This window comes from Mycobacterium conspicuum (assembly GCF_010730195.1).
Taxonomy (GTDB): Bacteria; Actinomycetota; Actinomycetes; order Mycobacteriales; family Mycobacteriaceae; genus Mycobacterium; species Mycobacterium conspicuum.
Genome location: NZ_AP022613.1, coordinates 2180102 through 2195913, shown reverse-complemented (window position 1 = coordinate 2195913; position 15812 = coordinate 2180102). Strand labels below are relative to the sequence as shown.

The following is a 15812-nucleotide window of genomic DNA, read 5'->3' as shown; positions in this document are numbered from 1 at the left end:
CTCAGTCGCGTCGCCTGCGCAGCCACCGCAAAGCCGATGCGGCGGCGTGATATCCGCACAGCCCGTGGATGCCCGCGCCCGGCGGCGTGGACTGCGAGCACAGGTAGACGCCCGGCACGCCGGTGGCATAAGGGTTCAGCGCCACCCGCGGCCGGAAGGGGAACTGCAACCCGTCGTTGGCTCCGCCGATGATGTCGCCGCCGATGTTGTTGGGGTTGTAGGCGGCTAGCTCGGCGGTGCTCTTGCTCACGGTCGCGATCACGCGGTCGCGGAACCCCGGCGCGAAGCGCTCGATCTGATCGACGACGGCGCCGGTGGCGTCGCCATCGTAGCCGAACGGCACGTGCGCGTAGGACCAGATCGGGTTGATGTTGCCCGCCGAGCGGGACGGATCGGCCAGGTACTGCTGGCCGACGAGCACGAAGGGACGTCGCACCATAATCCCTTGTGCGCGTTGACGTTCGGTGTCCGCGGTCTCGGCGAACGTCCCGCCGAGATGGACCGTGCCCGCGCGGGCACAGTCGGGATTCGTCCACGGGATGTCGCCCTCGATGGCGAAGTCAACCTTGAACGCCGAGGATCCCTCGCGGTAGCGCTGATAGGACCGCTTAATCCGCGCGGGCATGGCGTCGCCGTAGATCGACAGCGCCGCCGCGGGACTCAGGTCGAGCATGACAATGTCGGCAGCCGGGATGTCGCGCCGGCTGGTGACCGTCACCCCGGTGGTGATGGCGCCGCCGTGCGCGTTCAGCGCGGCGGCCAGGGCCGCGATGATCGACCCGGAGCCGCCCTCGGCGACCGGCCAGCCGTAGCGGTGCCCGCCGGCCAGGAACATCAGGCCGAGCGCCGCGGTGAGCGGCCGATCCAGCCGGGTGAACATGTGCGCGGCCGCTCCGCCGAGAATGCCGCGTGCCTGCTCGGTACGAAACCAGCGGGCCATCATCGTGGCCGGCAGCAGGGCGCGCGGACCGAACGCCGCGAGGCGGAGCGGGTGGCGCGGAACGTTGATCACCGGACGAAGCAAATCCTGTGCCAGCTGGTCGAATCCGGCCGCCAGGTCACCGACGGCCAGCCGCCAGCGCGTTCGGTCGGGTCCCATGCCCGCGGCCGTCTGATCGACCGACCGGTACAGCACGCCGGCGGTCCCGTCGTCGAGCGGGTGCGCGCAGTCGACCTCCGGCCATTTCCAGACCAGCCCGTGGCGCTGCAGGTCGATCTCCTTCCAGAACGGCGAACCGACACCCATGGGATGAGCCGCCGAGCAGTGGTCGTGGATGAGCCCGGGCACCGTCAGCTCACCCGAGCGCGCTCCCCCGCCGATCGTGTCGCGCGCCTCCAGCACCTGCACGTCGATACCGTTGCGCGCCAGATGAATCGCCGCGGCCAGGCCATTGGGCCCGGCGCCCACGACGACCGCGTTGGTCAACGGGCCCCGCGTGCGGCGCGGGTCCTGGTGACGTGGACGGGGAACTCGTCACCAGGCTCGGGCCACGGCTGGCGGCTCAGCATGTCCTTGACGTGGACGTAGCCCGCCTCGATCAAGCCGGTCTTGGCGTCCAGGATGCGATACCACTGCCGCTGCGTCTGAATCGGTTGACCCTCAAGGACGATGACGCGCAGGTCGCCATCCTCGAAGTGGCAGCGCCACTGCACCGCTTCGAGTAACTGCTCGTTGTGCAGGTGGCCTTCGCCGAAGTTCCAGCCGACCAGGGGTCCGGCGACCACCTCGCCCTCGCGCACGCTGTAGTCGGCCTCGTTGGGGATCGCGCGGGGCAACAATCCGTTGAGGGCCCTGCCGTGCGTGTGCATCGCGCGGAACGCCGCGACCTTGTCGGACATCATCTCGGCGGTCGCCCGTCCGTAGAGCTTGGTCAGCTGATTAATAACCAGCGCAGAGCTTTTCACGATGTCGGCTTCGATCTTGTCCTCGACGCCCGCCCGGAAGCACCACACGCTGGTGGCCCAGTTACCCGCGTAGTAGCGCATCGCCGGCAGAAACGAAATCTTTTCGGGGAACAGGTTTCCCAGGATCGCGACCGCGACCGCGGCGATCAGCAGGGCCAGCAGCAGCGGTGACCGAAGGTCGACGGCGCGAATCGCACCGTAATGCCCGAACAGATAAAACAGCGAGAAGATGAAAAAGACGTTCCACTCCAACGGAACTCCCATCGGCAGGTTCGACAGGATGTTGAGGTGGAAGAGCACCATGAAACCGATCAGGAACCACCGCCACGGTTGATCGCCGGCGACGAAGACCAGCACGGTCGGCACCAGGAATTCCGCCGTGGTGCCGCCGACGTGGGCCATCAGTTTCGGCAACAGGGAGGGGCGCAGGTCGTTCACGGGATCCAGGTAGAGCATGTGCTTGACCGGAGTAAACAGCTTGCTGCGCAGCAGCGCGTTGTTACTCGTCATCACCGCCACGACGTACGGGAAATGGTGGTTGAGCTTCGACGTCGCCGCCCCCCACCACAGGAACAGCATGACGATCTTGAAGGCCGCCACCTGGTCGGGAATGAACGGGAAGAAGAACACGAACAGCTTCAGCCAGTAGTGCTCGCCGCGCGCGGCCAGGAAGATGGTCTTGTCACGCAAACCCAACAGCGCCAGGGCGACGATCGTCGGGATGACCAGCACGGGGTCGATCACGCCCACGTCGCCGGCCTCGGTGACCGGCCCGCCCGTGCCACCTGACCCCAGCGCCCATACCCCGCTGATCAAGACGACGGCATACAGGACGACATCAACGACGGTCCGGGAATCACCGCGGGTGAACGGGACCTGGTCCGGCCATGCCGGAAGCCGAATTGTCTTGGGCCGCAACCAATAAAGGAAGCCGCCGATCGGCGGGATGAATCGTCCGGTGAGCGGACCCGATCCGCAGCCGAACCCGGTGACCTCGAACAGCAGCGTGAAGATAATGAACTTCTGGTGCACGATCGGCTGTGTCCACCAGTCGGCGATCCGGCTCAGGCCGCCCAGGCCGGGGGTGAGCGAGATGATCGCGGCGGGGACGGCGACGTAGAGGGCGATCTTGATCAGGTACAGCAGATAGACCGCGTACGGCGTCCCGAATCCGTGCTCGGCCCAGTGCCGGCTCACCACCTGCAGTCGCTTCGCCCGGGGCAAGGTGGGCCAGGTGTCGTGGTCGACATCCGGAAGTACGGGTGACATGAATCCCATGGCGGCCTCGTTTCCAGATTCCAGGTGAGAAACCGGTTGGCCGATTCAATGTATCGCGCCCGGTCGGCGAATTGATCGCACGGACCGGGTCACCGGAAGCGCGCCGCGAAAAATGCTGCGGCAGCACCCGTTCCCGCTAGCGCACGGGCCGCACGCGCGGCGGAACCCGGAATCGCCTCCCCAGGTTGTCGATGAGGTCCGCGACGGTGCGGCGGTCCTGTTCCGCCGTCAGGGTCAGCTGCCGATGGCGGCGGACGTCGTGGAGGTTGCCGCAAGCTTCGGCGGCCGCGATGGCCTTCTGATGGGCATCGATCCGCTGCTCAATCGCCTGGCGGCTCTGGATGAGCAGCCGCAGGAAGTACTCGGCCTGCCGATCGTCGGGCGTGGCGGCCGGGTTCGGCGACGACGACTTCCCTTGCGGGACAGGGACTGCCCGAGCGTGGGGCGTGCCCAGACGGGGCGAAGAGGCATTCCGATCGAACGTGCCGTTCAACCTGCGCTCGGCGGCGACTCGGGCACCCTGCGACCGGTGGGCTTCAGTCGGGGCGGGCGTCATATTGCCTCTTTCAGGGGGGTCGGGTGCGCGGCGGAAAGAACGATAGCGCACCCGCGCGGCCGGCAAAAGCTGCGTCCACGCCTGCGTTCAAAACCTCGCTTCATGCGAACGGCGAATGACCAACCAGCAAACGCCAACGGTCCGCCGCGCAGGCCGCACACCCGCGTCAGCACGGGATACCGCGTAGCCCTAGCAATGTAGAAAGGGCGGTCTTGCAGGGCAATTGCCGTCCCTATAGATTTGCTCGAAGCACTAGCCGTCGATCGGCGGGCCCGGTTATCATCACCGACCATGAAACGCAGTGTGAACGTGGCCTTCACAACGTTCACTGCAGGGTTCACCGCAGGGTTCGCCGCAGCGGCCCTGCTTGCGCCGGTCGCACACGCCGACCCGGTCGTCCCGGAACCCGGCGTCGCGTGCGGCGGATCGGCCGGAGTGATGGACGGCGTGCAAACGTTCTCACCGCAACACGAAGTCCTGGAGTGCGTCAAAGGCATCCCGGTGTTCGTGTGGCAGCACCGCGACGACATCCAACGGCCCGCAGTCGCCTGGTTTACCTACGGGCCGGCCGCGACATTGACCAGGAATGATGTCGTGGAGGGCACCAGGTGGACCGGCTACGAACGGGGCGCCGACTGCGCGGAGGAACAAACCCACATCGCGGGCGGGGCACCGGCGACGCAGGCGACCACCGGCGACAACACACTGGATTTCACGGTGGTCCCCGACATGGCCACCATGACACTGCACGGCGTGTGCATCTGGCGCGAGGACGACTCCTAACCGGCGGCCCGGGCGCGCTGGTTACCATCGAACACGTCCACGCCGCACTGGGGTGCGTCCAAAGCCGCCGCGAAGCCGTTAGGGAGCCTGGTGACCGACAGCGACACGGAAGACGCCGGCGACGCTGGTGACATAGCCAAATTCGATCCCGGCTTGACCCAACGCATGATCGGCGTGCTGCGCCCGATCCTGAAGAGCTACTTCCGGTCCGAGGTGCGCGGCCTGGATTGCTTCCCGCCCGGCGGGGCGCTGGTGGTCGGCAACCACTCCGGCGGCATGTTCCCGATGGACGTGCCGATCTTCAGCGTCGACTTCTACGACAAGTTCGGCTATGACCGGCCGGTCTACACGCTCAGCCACGACATCCTGTTCATGGGTCCCACCGGACCATTCTTCAGGCGTACCGGCTACATCCGGGCCGACCGCGCCAACGCCGCCAAAGCTTTGCGCTCCGGCGGCGTGGTGATCGTGTTCCCCGGCGGCGACTACGACGCATACCGACCCACGCTGGCGCAGAACGAGATCGACTTCAACGGGCGCAAGGGATACGTCCGCACCGCGATCGAAGCCGGTGTGCCGATCGTGCCCGCGGTATCCATCGGCGGACAGGAAACGCAGCTCTACCTGTCGCGCGGCACGTGGCTGGCGCGCCGGCTGGGCTTAAAACGCTTGCTGCGCAGCGACATTCTGCCGCTGTCGTTCGGATTTCCGTTCGGGTTCAGCGCGGCGGTCCCGCCCAACCTGCCGCTGCCCACCAAGATCGTGACGCAGGTGCTGGAACCGATCGACATCACCGCCCGATTCGGCGAGGACCCCGACGTCGACGAGGTCGACGAGCACGTCCGGTCGGTGATGCAACGGCGCCTCAAAGAGCTTGCCCGCCAACGCCGTTTCCCGATACTCGGCTGAGTGATGGCTCCTGCACCAGGTCGGATCGGACGAGCGCTCGGCATCGTCGGCACGCTGGCGCGCGCGGGCATGATCGCGCCGATGCGCCCCGACCGCTACCTGAAGATGGCGGCCGCGATGCGGCGCGAAGGCATGGGCATGACCGTCGGCTTCGCGAGTGCGGCGCAGCGCTGCCCGCACCGTCCCGCGCTTATCGACGAACTGGGCACGCTGACCTGGTGCCAGCTCGACGAGCGGATCAACGCGCTGGCGTCGGCGTTACAACGGCTACCGACCGGTCAGCCGAAGGTGATCGGCGTGATGTGCCGCAATCACCGCGGTTTCGTCGAGGCCGTGGTGGCGTCCAGCCGGATCGGCTCCGACGTCGTGCTGCTCAACACGTCGTTCGCCGGCCCCGCGATGGCCGACGTGGTCAACCGTGAAGCCGTCGAGGCCGTCATCTACGACGAGGAGTTCACCGAGACGGTGGACCGCGCGCTGGCCGACAAACCCGACGCCACTCGCATCCTGGCCTGGACTGACACGCCGCACGAGCTGACCGTCGAGAAGCTGATCGCCGGCCACACCGGTCAGCGGCCCGAGCGCACCGGCGCCGCGCCCGTCAAGGGCAGGATGATCCTGCTGACCTCCGGCACTACCGGATCTCCCAAGGGCGCCAAGCAATCTGGCGGCGGCGCCGGCATCGGCACGCTCAAGGCGATCCTGGACCGCACACCGTGGCGGGCCGAGGAAACGATCGTGATCGTCGCGCCGATGTTCCACGCGTGGGGCTTCTCGCAGCTGATCTTCGCCGCGTCGATGGCCTGCACCGTGGTGACTCGGCGCAAGTTCGACCCGGAAGCCACCCTGGATCTGATCGACCGCCACCGCGCGACGGGCCTTGCGGTGGTTCCGGTGATGTTCGACCGGATCATGGACCTGCCCGCCGAGGTTCGAAACCGTTACAGCGGACGCTCATTGCGCTTCGCGGCGGCGTCGGGCTCGCGGATGCGGCCCGATGTCGTCATCGCGTTCATGGACCAGTTCGGCGACGTGATCTACAACAACTACAACGCCACTGAGGCGGGCATGATCGCCACCGCGACGCCGGCCGACCTGCGCGCGGCCCCCGACACCGCGGGCCGACCCGCCGGCGGCACCGAAATCCGCATCCTGGACCCCGAATTCAACGAGGTCCCGACCGGGGAGGTCGGCAGCATCTACGTCCGCAACGACACTCAATTCGACGGCTACACCACCGGTGCCACCAAAGACTTTCATGCCGGCTTCATGTCCTCCGGCGACGTCGGCTACCTCGACGAGGCCGGTCGACTGTTCGTGGTGGGCCGCGACGACGAGATGATCGTGTCGGGCGGTGAGAACGTCTACCCGATCGAGGTGGAGAAGATGCTGGCGTCGCACCCCGAGGTGGCCGAAGCCGCGGTGATCGGCGTCGACGATGAGCAGTACGGCCAGCGCCTCGCCGCGTTCGTGGTGCTCGAACCCGGCGGGTCCGCCACGCCCGCTGCCCTCAAGCAGCACGTCCGGGACAACCTGGCCAACTACAAGGTGCCGCGCGAGATAGTGGTTGTCGACGAACTTCCCCGCGGCAGCACCGGCAAGGTGCTGCGCAACGAACTTAAGGCCAGGGTGACCGGTTGATGCGATACCAACGATTGTGGCGCCAGATCAGAAAGCCCCGGCCGCTGACGCGCGCCGCGTTAGAACTGCTCAACGCCGCCAACGGATTGCACCCAATCAGCCGCAACCCGTACGTCTCCGTGTACGAATTCTGGTCCGGCTGGCCGACATCGGAGGTGCCGCAGCTTTACCTCGCCGCCTCCGTGCTGGATGCGGTGCGCCGAGGCCGTCGCGGCGATTTCGCCGGACCGAAAGGGAAGGCGGCACTGGCCCTGACGGCCGCGTCGTGGGCGGTGCTGGGCGCGATCCGATACCTCGGTGCGACCACCCCGGGCCCGGTGCTGGAGGCCGGGCTGACCGAAGAGCTCGGAGCCGACTACGCCGACGAACTCAGCAAGCTGCCCAGCCAGCCGACGCGCAGGGGTCGGCGCAATCTGCCGATGCGCACCTACATGTCACGCCGACTGTATGTCGACAAGACCAACGTCGTCTCCTACGGCCCGCACGGGCGCGCCAACCGGGCCGACATCTGGCGCCGGCGCGACCTGCCGCGTGACGGCAAGGCGCCGGTGCTGCTGCAGGTGCCCGGCGGCGCGTGGGTGATCGGGATGCGTCGCCCGCAGGCCTATCCGTTGATGGGCCACCTGGCCGCCCGCGGCTGGATATGCGTGTCGATCGGGTATCGGGTTTCCCCGCTGCACACCTGGCCCGACCACATCGTCGACGTCAAGCGCGCCTTGGCCTGGGTGAAAGAGAACATCGCGCGCTACGGCGGCGACCCCGACTTCGTCGCGATCACCGGCGGGTCCGCCGGCGGCCACCTGTCGGCGTTGGCGGCCCTGACCCCCAACGACCCCAAATTTCAGCCGGGCTTCGAAGACGCCGACACCTCGGTGGTGGCCGCCGTTCCGATGTACGGACACTACGACTGGTTCTCCACCGAGGGCCCGGGCCGTCGGCAGTTCGTCAGGTTGCTCGAAATGTTCGTAGTGAAGCGGAGATTCAGCAAGAACCGGGACATCTATGTCGATGCTTCGCCGATCCGTCAGGTCAGTGCCGACGCGCCGCCGTTCTTCGTGCTGCACGGCCAGGACGACTCGCTCATCCCGGTAGTGGAAGGGCGCAACTTCGTCCGAGAGCTGCGGGCGGTCTCCAAGTCACCGGTGGCCTACGCCGAATTGCCTTACGCCCAGCACGCTTTCGACATCTTCGATTCGCCGCGGGCGCATAAGGTCGCCGAGGCGGTCGCCCGCTTTCTGTCGTGGGTATACGTCACGAACCCGCCGGCTCGATGAGTCCGGCGGCGATCTCGAGTTCGGTCAGCGCCGGTTCCACGGCGCGCGCCATGACGTCGATGTCGTTGGCGACTTCCGGCGTGGTGACAAAGCCGAAGTCCAGGTTCTTCTCGTAGGAGAAGCAGGTGATGTTCAGCGCGATGTCCATCACCGGCGGCCCCAGCGGCACCAGCGACTCGAGCTTGGCGCCGGCCATGTACAGCGGCAGCGGCGGGCCGGGAACATTGGACACCACCAGGTTGAGCGGCGCCAGGTTGCGCGACAGGCCGGAAGCCGTGTAGGCCCGGGCGGCCAGCTGCAGCAGCCCGGGCGGCGTGGTCTCGGTGAGGCCCATGATCTGATGCGCCGAAAGCGCCTTGGCCATGCCCTTTGCGCTCTGCGTGCTCTCGTGGATGGCCTTGAGCCGCTCGGCCGGGTCCTCGATGTCGGTGGCCAACGAGGCGGTCATGGAGCTGATCCTGTTGCCGACCTCGCCGTGGCTTTCGTCGGTGCGCGTCGACACCGGGATCTGCGCGATCAATGGTTTGGCCGGCAGCTCGTCGTGCTTTTGCAGGTACTCGCGGGCGGCACCGGCCACCAGCGCGAGCACCACATCGTTGAGCTTGACGCCGAAGGCATCCTTGACGGCCTTGGCCCGCTCCAGGTCCACGCGGCTACCCGTGATGCGGCGATGCGGCGAGACCGGCGCGTTGAACCGCGTCTTGGGCGCCTCGAAGTAGCCCGGCGGCTTGCTGCTGACGCCGAGCGCCGCAACCTGTTGGCGCACCGTCTGTTCCAGCAGCCGGGTGATCCGAAACGGGGTCTTGACGACGACGTTGTACAGCGCACCCAGCGCGCGCCGTTCGAAGCCGGGCAGCTGGAATCCGACCAGCGATCCCACCGTGTGCTCCTGCGGCGGACGCGGTTCGGGCGTGACGTCCAGCATGATTTCGGCCAGCCCGGCACCGGACACCCCGTCGACGATGGCGTGGTGCATCTTGGTCAGCGTGGCGACGCGGTTGCCCTTGACGTTCTCGATCACCCACAGCTCCCACAGCGGCCGGGAGCGGTCCAGCTTGTAGGACATCAGCCGGCCCACGAGTTCGTCGACCTCTTTCCGTCCGCCCGGCGCGGGGACCGCGATGCGCCGCATGTGGAAGTCGATGTCGAGGTCTTCGTCCTCGACGAACCAGGGCCGATCCAGCCCCAGCCGGGCGCCGGTGACGCGCCAGCGCAGCTGCGGCAGTTCCGGCAAACGCTCGATCATGATTTCGCGCAGCCGCTGGAAGCTGTATTCCGGAGCGTCGGTGAGATCGCAGATCGCCAGCGCGCCGACATGCATATGCCAGCCCGCGGTTTCGGCGGACCAAAACGCCGCATCGACACTCGAAAGCCGCTTCATGCGGAAACCGTAGCCCCTTCCCCCCGTTGCCGTGCCTTTTTGGTGCTCAGGCGTCCTCGAGGAGGTCCGGGGTGACCGCCGACTCGGTGTCGGGGATGCCCTCGACCTTGGCCTTACGGTCGGCCATGGACAGCAACCGCCGAATGCGGCCTGCCACAGCGTCCTTCGTCATCGGAGGGTCGGCCAGCCGGCCCAGCTCCTCGAGCGAAGCCTGCCGATGCTCGACGCGCAGTTTGCCCGCCGAGGCCAGGTGTTCGGGGACCGTATCGCCGAGGATCTCCAGGGCCCGCTCCACCCGGGCGGCCGCCGCCACCGCGGCCCGGGCCGAACGGCGCAGGTTGGCGTCGTCGAAATTGGCGAGCCGGTTGGCCGTCGCACGCACCTCGCGACGCAACCGGCGCTCCTCCCACACCAGCCGGGTGTCCTGGGCGCCCATCCGGGTCAGCAAGGCGCCGATCGCCTCGCCGTCGCGCACCACCACCCGGTCGGCGCCGCGCACCTCGCGAGCCTTCGCGCTGACCCCGAGCCGGCGCGCCGCACCCACCAACGCCAGCGCGGCCTCCGGGCCGGGGCAGCTGACCTCCAGCGCCGACGACCGTCCGGGCTCGGTCAGCGATCCGTGCGCCAAAAAGGCGCCCCGCCACGCGGCCTCGGCGTCACCGATGCTGCCGCCGACGACCTGGGCCGGCAGCCCCCGCACCGGGCGGCCGCGCATGTCCAGCAGCCCGGTCTGGCGGGCCAGCGCCTCGCCGTCGTTGGCGACCCGCAGAACATACCGGGTGCTCTTGCGAATCCCGCTGGCCGACAACACATGCACCACCGCGTTGTAGCCGTACAGCTCGAAAATGTCCTTGCGCAGCCGACGCGCGATGTTGCCCAGATCCACCTCGGCTTCGACGACGACGCGTCCGCTCACGATGTGTAATCCGCCGGCGAACCTGAGCAGCGATGTGACTTCCGCACGACGAGCGCTGACCGATTTCACCACTAAGCGACTCAACTCGTCCTTGACTTCTGTCGTCATCGCCACGCGTCGTCACCCCTTGGTTCGTCGATCCGAATCTCTTCGGTGGCCGTCACGGTCGATGCCGAGGAGCCCTGAACCCGCACCCCGTCCAGGGCGGCCGCCAGCTTGCCTGGGTCATGTAAAGGTGTACCAGGTCTGGCCAAGTCGGCGAAGTGGACCTCGGCCTGCAGCAGCGTCGCCGTGCGCCGCAGTTGCTCGCGGTCGCGGTCGCTGGGGACTCGCTCGGCGTCGATGATGATGTCGTGCACGCTGAACCCGGGCGCGTGTTGGGCCAGCACGTGCAGATGGCGCTCCACCGAGAACCCGGCCGTCTCCCCCGGCTCGGCGACCAAGTTCAGCACCAGCGCCCGCCGGGCCGTGGTGGCGCGCAGCGCCGCGGCCAGCCCGGGCACCAGCACATGCGGGATTACGCTGGTGAACCACGAGCCCGGGCCCAGCACCACCAAATCGGCGGCCATGATGGCGTCGACGGCCTGCCGCGTCGCCGGCGGGTCGGGCGGCAGGAGCCGCACGCGGCGCACCTTGCCGGGGGTGGTCGCGATCGCGACCTGACCGCGGATCAGCCGGAACATCCGCGGATCGGCTTCCAGGCCGGAGACGTCGGCCTCGATCTGCAGCGGGATCGGGCACATCGGCAACACCCGGCCCTTGAGGCCCAGGATTCGCCCGAGCTCGTCCAGGGCGGCGACCGGGTCGCCCAGCACCTCGGACAGCCCGGCCAGCATCAGGTTGCCGATCGGATGCCCGGCCAAAGCGCCGTCGCCGCCGAACCGATGCTGCACGATGGTGGCCCACAGCCGCCCGTGCGGGCTGTCGGATGCCAACGCCGCCAAGGCCATTCGCAAATCCCCCGGCGGGACCACGTCGAGTTCGTTGCGCAGCCGGCCCGAGGAGCCACCGTCGTCGGCCACCGTGACGATGGCGGTCACATGGGGCGTGAGCCGACGGGCCGCCGATAGCGTGGCATACAACCCGTGACCGCCCCCCAGGGCGACGATGCTGTGCGTCGACGACGTCATTGGCGGGCTCGTCGGCTCGCTCATTCGCGACCCAGGTCCCGGTGCAGAACCCGCACCGACAGCCGAGGGTTCGACCCCAGCAGCCGCATCAAGGCTTCGGCGATCGCGACGCTGCGGTGCTTGCCGCCGGTGCAGCCGATGGCGACCGTCATGTATCGCTTCCCCTCCCGGCGATAGCCCTCGACAACCAGGGACAGCAATCGATGGTAAGTCTCGAGGAACTCGGCCGCGCCGTTCTGGCCCAGCACATAGTCGCGCACCGCCGGATGCTGGCCGGTCAGTTCGCGGAGCTCGTCGACCCAGTGCGGGTTGGGTAGGAACCGCACGTCCATCACCATGTCGGCGTCCATCGGCAGGCCGTACTTGAAGCCGAAGGATTCGACCGTCACGCTGGTGGTCGCGCCCCGGTCGCCGCCGAACGCGCGCTCGATGCTGTCCCGCAGTCCGTGCACCGACAGCGTCGACGTGTCGATGATCAGGTCCGCGGTGGCGCGCACCGGGGCCAGCATCCTGCGCTCGGCGGCGATCCCCTCGGCCAGGGTCTGCTCACCCTGGAGCGGATGACTGCGCCGGTTTTGTTCGTAGCGGCGCACCAACATGTCGTCGGACGCCTCCATGAACACCACGCGGGGGGTGATGTTGCGGGTGGCCAGTTCGTTGCGCACGGAGTCCAGGTCGCCGGTGAATCCGCGCGACCGCACGTCCATCACCACCGCCAATTGGGTGATGCGAGATCCGGCGGCCAGCCCGAAATCCACCATCCGGGTGATCAGCTGCGGCGGCAGGTTGTCGGCCACATACCAGCCGAGGTCCTCGAGCACCTTGGCCGCCGTGCCGCGCCCGGCCCCGGACAGCCCGGTCACCAGCACGACATCGATGTCGGCGGCAGCGTCGGTCGTCATTCGGGAGCTCCGTTGGGCTCAGGTCGCAGCGCCTGCAGGACCGCGTTGGCCGTTGCCACGCCGATACCCGGCACGGCGGTGATCTGGTCGACGGTGGCCTCCTTGAGGCGGGCTATCGATCCGAAATGGGTGACCAGCGCCTTGCGGCGATGCTCGCCCAGCCCCGGCACCGCGTCCAGCGCCGAGGCCGTCATCCGCTTGGATCGCTTGCTGCGATGGTAGGCGATGGCGAACCGGTGCGCCTCGTCACGCACCCGCTGCAGCAAATACAGCCCCTCGCTGTTGCGCGGCATGATGATCGGATCGGGCTCCGAGGGCACCCACACCTCTTCCAGCCGCTTGGCCAGGCCGATCACCGCGACGTCGGTGATGCCGAGCTCCTCGAGCACGGCGTTGGCCGCATTGACTTGGGGCGCACCGCCGTCCACGACGAACAGGTTGGGCGGATAGGCGAACCGGCGCGATTTTCCTTCCGCGGAAAGCAGATTCGGATCGTTCTGCTCTTGGAGGTGTCGGTAGAAGCGGCGGCGGGTCACCTCGGCGATGGAGGCGACGTCGTCGGAGCGGCCCTGTCCGGCCGCTTCCTTGATCCCGAAGTGCCGGTAGTCGGACTTGCGCGGCAGTCCGTCCTCGAACACCACCAGTGAGCCCACCACGTCGGTGCCCTGCACGTGGCTGACGTCGACGCACTCGATGCGCAGCGGCGCGTCGGCGAGGCCGAGCGCCTCTTGAATGCTCTGCAGCGCGGCGGATCTGGCGTTGAAGTCGCCGGCGCGCTTCAGCTTGTGTTGCTGCAGCGCCTCTTTCGCGTTGCGCTGCACGGTTTCGGCCAGCGCCTTCTTGTCACCGCGGCGCGGCACCCTCAATGTGACGCGCGAACCACGCAGGCCGGACAACCAGCTGGCCAGCTGTTCGGAGTTCGACGGCAGGCACGGCACCAACACCTCGCGGGGCACGGGGTTGGTCGATTCGTCGGCCGCACCGTCGAGCTCGGCCTGGTCGCCGTAGAACTGCGTCAGGAACTGCTCGACCAACCGCTCCTCACCGGAATCGCCCGGGTCCCCGGCCTTTTCGACGATCCAGCCACGCTGACCGCGCACCCGGCCACCGCGGACGTGGAACACCTGCACCGCCGCCTCGAGTTCGTCGTCGGCGAACGCGACCACGTCGGCGTCGGTGCCGTCGCCGAAGACCACGGCCTGTTTCTCCATCGCCCGCTTCAGCGCGCCCAGGTCGTCGCGAAGGCGTGCGGCCCGCTCGAAATCGAGTGTTTCGGCCGCGGCGTTCATCTGCTGTTCCAGCTCTTTGGCGAACCGGTCGGTCTTGCCGGACAGGAAGTCGCAGAAGTCGATGACGATTTGGCGATGCTGCTCGGCGCTGACCCGGCCGACGCACGGCGCCGAGCACTTGTCGATGTAGCCGAGCAGGCAGGGGCGGTCAATCTGCTTGTGTCGCTTGAACACTCCGGCCGAACAGGTTCGGGCCGGAAACACCCGGGTGAGCAGGTCCAGCGTTTCCCGGATGGCCCAGGCATGCGAGTACGGCCCGAAATAGCGCACACCCTTGCGCCGCGGGCCGCGGTAGACCATCAGCCGCGGAAACTCCTCGTTGAGGGTGACCGCCAGCACGGGGTACGACTTGTCGTCGCGGTAGCGGATGTTGAAGCGCGGATCGAACTCCTTGATCCAGTTGTATTCGAGCTGCAGCGCCTCGACTTCGGTGGTGACCACCGTCCACTCGACCTTGGCCGCGGTGGTCACCATCTGCCGGGTGCGGGGTTGCAGCGCCGAGATGTCTTGGAAGTATGACGTCAGCCGGCTGCGCAGGCTCTTGGCCTTGCCGACGTAGATGACGCGCCCGTGCGAATCCCGGAATCGGTAGACGCCGGGCTCGACCGGGATGGACCCGGGCGCGGGGCGATACGTGGCGGGATCTGGCACGTATCCAGGCTAGTAGCCGCCAAAACGGGGGCGGGGTGCGACCATTTCCTGATGGACACGACCAACGGTGGCCTCACCGCAGAGCTGGTCCACAACGTGGCGTTCGCCAAACCCCCCATCGGAAAACGCGGCTATAACGAAGACCAGGTCGACGCGTTTCTCGACCTCGTCGAGGCGGCGCTGCGGGATCCGGCGGGAGGCGGCCTCAGTCCCGAGCAAGTCCGCAACGTGGTTTTCGCGAAGCCGCCGCTCGGACGGCGCGGATACAACGAAGACCAGGTCGACGCGTTTCTCGACTTTGTCGCGCAGCACCTCCAACCTGGGCGATCGCGCCCGGGCGCCGTTGCGCCACCGCCGTCCGGTCGGTTGTCCGCGCGGCACGGCGCCGCGAGGCACGCCGGTGACGAGAGCTGGCTCCGCCGGGCCGGTAATGCCGTGATCCAGCTCTTCACATGGATCCTCCAAGACTGATTCGGACCGCACGTACCCATTGCCGGGCAGTTGCGGAATCCTTGCGCGCGTAAGCCTCCCGCCGCGGCTTGCCGGGTGGGACCATGTGCCAATGGACGATCCCGAGGAACGAATCGCCGACCTCGAACGACAGTTGGCGCAGGCGCGCGCCGCCCGCCGCGAGCGCAGCGAGGGCGCAACGGGGCCCGAGGCGGATCCGAAGCGCGACCGGCGCGAGCGTCGGATGCGCGTCCGCGAGGAGGCGGGGATCAGCCGGGCGCAGTGGCAGGTCGAACGCATCGTCGCGAGCACCCTGGTGGTGCTGTGCATCGCCGGTGTCACAGTAACGTTCGTTGGCCACGGCGCACTGATGTGGATCGGGATCGCGCTGTTTGTGGGTGCCGCCGCGGCACTGGTGGTGCTGGCGAAGGCCCGCAGCCGCAGCGTCGAGAAGGTTCGGTGGGAAGACGGGACGGTCACCTTCCGCACGGTCGAACCCGGCGATGTCGGCGAATCCGGTCAGCGGGTGGACTGCGAGATCGAGCTAAGCCCCCCGCGGCCCTTCAGTAGCGTATATACGACGGTCGGGCCGCTGGATGCCGAGCGCATTGTCGTCGGGGCGTCCATGCGCTGTCTCATCGACCGCATGGAGAGCCTGACCGCGTTGCGCGCATACCCCTATGCGCAGCCCGGCGCCCCATTGCCGTCCGGTCGCGAACTCAAGTTCTTCAGGACGGCATAGTCGGC

The 15812-nt window shown here is 67.8% G+C and carries 14 protein-coding genes and 1 pseudogene; 7 read left to right on the top strand and 8 right to left on the bottom strand.

The window, feature by feature from the left end; all coding sequences use genetic code 11:
* Window position 1: 1 nt before the first annotated feature.
* The 3 genes from G6N66_RS10680 to G6N66_RS10670 form a co-directional block, all read right to left on the bottom strand.
* The gene (locus tag G6N66_RS10680; RefSeq protein WP_085232573.1) at window positions 2-1426 is read right to left on the bottom strand and encodes a phytoene desaturase family protein; all 1425 of its coding nucleotides are present in this window, start codon (window positions 1424-1426) and stop codon (window positions 2-4) included.
* Entirely contained in the window at window positions 1423-3183 is a 1761-nt protein-coding gene (locus G6N66_RS10675; RefSeq protein WP_085232572.1) for a DUF3556 domain-containing protein, read from the bottom strand. The genes G6N66_RS10680 and G6N66_RS10675 overlap by 4 nt, the downstream gene beginning before the upstream one ends.
* 136 nt (window positions 3184-3319) lie before the next feature.
* Window positions 3320-3739, bottom strand: a complete 420-nt coding sequence (locus G6N66_RS10670) for a hypothetical protein (RefSeq protein WP_139825160.1) — start codon at window positions 3737-3739, stop codon at window positions 3320-3322.
* A gap of 291 nt (window positions 3740-4030) precedes the next feature.
* Here G6N66_RS10670 and G6N66_RS10665 point away from each other — a divergent pair, with 291 nt between their 5' ends.
* The 4 genes from G6N66_RS10665 to G6N66_RS10650 all read left to right on the top strand — a co-directional run bounded on the left by G6N66_RS10665 (window position 4031) and on the right by G6N66_RS10650 (window position 8346).
* A complete protein-coding gene (locus tag G6N66_RS10665) occupies window positions 4031-4522 on the top strand; it encodes a hypothetical protein (RefSeq protein WP_085232571.1) in 492 nt (163 codons plus the stop codon).
* 165 nt (window positions 4523-4687) lie between these two features.
* A complete protein-coding gene (locus tag G6N66_RS10660) occupies window positions 4688-5431 on the top strand; it encodes a lysophospholipid acyltransferase family protein (RefSeq protein WP_276013619.1) in 744 nt (247 codons plus the stop codon).
* 3 nt (window positions 5432-5434) lie between these two features.
* Window positions 5435-7072, top strand: coding sequence for an acyl-CoA ligase FadD12 (gene fadD12 / locus G6N66_RS10655; protein ID WP_085232595.1), 1638 nt, complete (start codon window positions 5435-5437; stop codon window positions 7070-7072).
* Entirely contained in the window at window positions 7072-8346 is a 1275-nt protein-coding gene (locus G6N66_RS10650; protein WP_085232569.1) for an alpha/beta hydrolase, read from the top strand. Before fadD12 ends, G6N66_RS10650 begins: the two co-directional genes overlap by 1 nt.
* On the opposite strand, the gene G6N66_RS10645 is transcribed toward G6N66_RS10650, so the two are convergent.
* Genes G6N66_RS10645 through uvrC form a run of 5 tightly spaced genes read right to left on the bottom strand, consistent with a single transcriptional unit; the run spans window position 8324 to window position 14615 of the window.
* A complete protein-coding gene (locus G6N66_RS10645) occupies window positions 8324-9727 on the bottom strand; it encodes a WS/DGAT/MGAT family O-acyltransferase (RefSeq protein WP_085232568.1) in 1404 nt (467 codons plus the stop codon). The two genes, G6N66_RS10650 and G6N66_RS10645, sit on opposite strands and share 23 nt — an antisense overlap.
* A 46-nt stretch (window positions 9728-9773) precedes the next feature.
* Window positions 9774-10751, bottom strand: coding sequence for a DNA-binding protein WhiA (gene whiA / locus G6N66_RS10640; protein WP_085232594.1), 978 nt, complete (start codon window positions 10749-10751; stop codon window positions 9774-9776).
* Complete coding sequence (yvcK, locus tag G6N66_RS10635) at window positions 10748-11797, bottom strand: uridine diphosphate-N-acetylglucosamine-binding protein YvcK (protein ID WP_085232567.1); 1050 nt, start codon at window positions 11795-11797, stop codon at window positions 10748-10750. The genes whiA and yvcK overlap by 4 nt, the downstream gene beginning before the upstream one ends.
* Entirely contained in the window at window positions 11794-12675 is an 882-nt protein-coding gene (gene rapZ, locus G6N66_RS10630) for an RNase adapter RapZ (protein WP_085232566.1), read from the bottom strand. Before rapZ ends, yvcK begins: the two co-directional genes overlap by 4 nt.
* Window positions 12672-14615 carry an excinuclease ABC subunit UvrC gene (gene uvrC / locus G6N66_RS10625; RefSeq protein WP_085232565.1) on the bottom strand — a complete coding sequence of 648 codons (1944 nt, stop codon included), beginning with the start codon at window positions 14613-14615 and terminating at the stop codon, window positions 12672-12674. Before uvrC ends, rapZ begins: the two co-directional genes overlap by 4 nt.
* A gap of 51 nt (window positions 14616-14666) precedes the next feature.
* On the opposite strand from uvrC, the pseudogene G6N66_RS29405 reads away from it, so the two are divergent.
* The 3 genes and pseudogenes from G6N66_RS29405 to G6N66_RS10615 form a co-directional block, all read left to right on the top strand.
* Window positions 14667-14798 (top strand): annotated as a pseudogene (locus tag G6N66_RS29405) (DivIVA domain-containing protein); the annotation flags it as partial.
* Window positions 14796-15086, top strand: a complete 291-nt coding sequence (locus tag G6N66_RS30020; RefSeq protein ID WP_269474946.1) for a DivIVA domain-containing protein — start codon at window positions 14796-14798, stop codon at window positions 15084-15086. The pseudogene G6N66_RS29405 and the gene G6N66_RS30020, both read left to right, overlap by 3 nt.
* Before the next feature lie 91 nt (window positions 15087-15177).
* A complete protein-coding gene (locus G6N66_RS10615) occupies window positions 15178-15807 on the top strand; it encodes a hypothetical protein (protein ID WP_085232563.1) in 630 nt (209 codons plus the stop codon).
* Window positions 15808-15812 lie beyond the last annotated feature (5 nt).

Excerpts from the sequence above, each read along its gene's own strand:
- rapZ (WP_085232566.1), bottom strand. The coding sequence starts at position 12,675 with ATGACGACCGACGCTGCCGCCGACATCGATGTCGTGCTGGTGACCGGG.
- G6N66_RS10675 (WP_085232572.1), bottom strand. The coding sequence starts at position 3,183 with ATGGGATTCATGTCACCCGTACTTCCGGATGTCGACCACGACACCTGG.
- G6N66_RS10615 (WP_085232563.1), top strand. The coding sequence starts at position 15,178 with ATGGACGATCCCGAGGAACGAATCGCCGACCTCGAACGACAGTTGGCG.
- G6N66_RS10670 (WP_139825160.1), bottom strand. The coding sequence starts at position 3,739 with ATGACGCCCGCCCCGACTGAAGCCCACCGGTCGCAGGGTGCCCGAGTC.
- whiA (WP_085232594.1), bottom strand. The coding sequence starts at position 10,751 with ATGACGACAGAAGTCAAGGACGAGTTGAGTCGCTTAGTGGTGAAATCG.
- G6N66_RS10660 (WP_276013619.1), top strand. The coding sequence starts at position 4,688 with ATGATCGGCGTGCTGCGCCCGATCCTGAAGAGCTACTTCCGGTCCGAG.
- G6N66_RS10645 (WP_085232568.1), bottom strand. The coding sequence starts at position 9,727 with ATGAAGCGGCTTTCGAGTGTCGATGCGGCGTTTTGGTCCGCCGAAACC.
- G6N66_RS10665 (WP_085232571.1), top strand. The coding sequence starts at position 4,031 with ATGAAACGCAGTGTGAACGTGGCCTTCACAACGTTCACTGCAGGGTTC.
- fadD12 (WP_085232595.1), top strand. The coding sequence starts at position 5,435 with ATGGCTCCTGCACCAGGTCGGATCGGACGAGCGCTCGGCATCGTCGGC.
- G6N66_RS10650 (WP_085232569.1), top strand. The coding sequence starts at position 7,072 with ATGCGATACCAACGATTGTGGCGCCAGATCAGAAAGCCCCGGCCGCTG.
- yvcK (WP_085232567.1), bottom strand. The coding sequence starts at position 11,797 with ATGAGCGAGCCGACGAGCCCGCCAATGACGTCGTCGACGCACAGCATC.